Genomic DNA, 1,060 nt, shown 5'->3' with positions numbered 1-1,060 from the left:
CGAGTGGCGACGTCCTCGCGGGTGATGGAGAGCTTTTCGCGCCAGGTGTCGGAGAGGAAGAATCCCCAGGTGGGCGGCCGGATGCCGGAAGGAAGCGCGGGCGTGATATCCATTCCAAATGGATAATCCGTGTCCAGGCCATAGAAGTGCGGCGCCAGCGCCCGATCCCAGACAGCGACTTCAGATCGCATGCCGAATTCCAACGGATTGCCCATCGCAAAGCCGCTGTAGACCTGTGCGGGTTTCAGGCGGCCGATGGTATCGAGGACGAATTTCCGCCAGACGTCCTTGTTGTCCAGCCACCACTGCCAGCGGTAGTAGAACTGGATGGACGAATAGTGTTGTTCACGCTCTCCGCGCGTCGGTTCCCGCCATAGGTAGGCCGAGTGCGTGGGCGAGCTCTGATGATTCCTTTCGTCAGTAAATTTGACGGCAAATGCCTCATGAAGAGGAGTTTTTCGTACCCATTCACGAATATCTCCCAAACGTTTTGAGCCGTAAGGATGGGGACGTTCGGAATCGGGGTGGGTAGCGACGGTATAGGGATAGCCCAGAAGTTTGTCAAAGGCCTCATGGACATCGATCATGTCCAGTGTGGTCCGAAGGAAATGGGCTGGATCGTATGTGAAGTAAAAGGTAAGGAAAGGCGTCAGGGAAAGTTCGAACGAGCCATTGTCAATGGCGGTGTTCGGCCATTTCTTCAGGTCGTCGACCATGCCAGACAGATCGTCATCGTCGATCAATGGGCTACTCGTACTCATCTCCCTCTCCTGTTCGGCTGCCCGCCTTTACCCTCTTTGGCGGCTGTGCCGTGCCGATACCCCGTACAGTCTTCGGGTACACGCAGCAATGCCACTTTTGCCGCATCGCCATTCATAAGCCTGACGTAGTCCTTCATTTGCGTGTCGGTGACCCAATCATTCGGAAACTTGATCTCCACCGCCGCAAAGACATTCCCCACTTCAAACGGCTGCTGGCGATACTCCACGATCACCAGATCCGGCGCCAGGCTTCCTCGCGGGCGCGGCCAGAAGGGGAAGTATTCGCTGACCCGCCTCGG

The 1,060-nt window shown here is 56.8% G+C and carries 2 protein-coding genes; both read right to left on the bottom strand.

The window, feature by feature from the left end; genetic code table 11:
• Nucleotides 1-761, bottom strand: a 761-nt coding sequence (locus ACFWP0_RS29580) for a hypothetical protein (RefSeq protein WP_377848305.1), incomplete at its 3' end; no start/stop codon positions are given.
• On the bottom strand, nt 758-1,060 hold a 303-nt coding region (locus ACFWP0_RS29575), incomplete at its 5' end, for a VRR-NUC domain-containing protein (protein ID WP_377848303.1). The genes ACFWP0_RS29580 and ACFWP0_RS29575, both read right to left, overlap by 4 nt.

The organism is Achromobacter sp. NPDC058515 (assembly GCF_042721735.1).
Taxonomy (GTDB): Bacteria; Pseudomonadota; Gammaproteobacteria; order Burkholderiales; family Burkholderiaceae_B; genus Achromobacter.
This window is presented reverse-complemented; position numbering and strand designations above follow the sequence as displayed.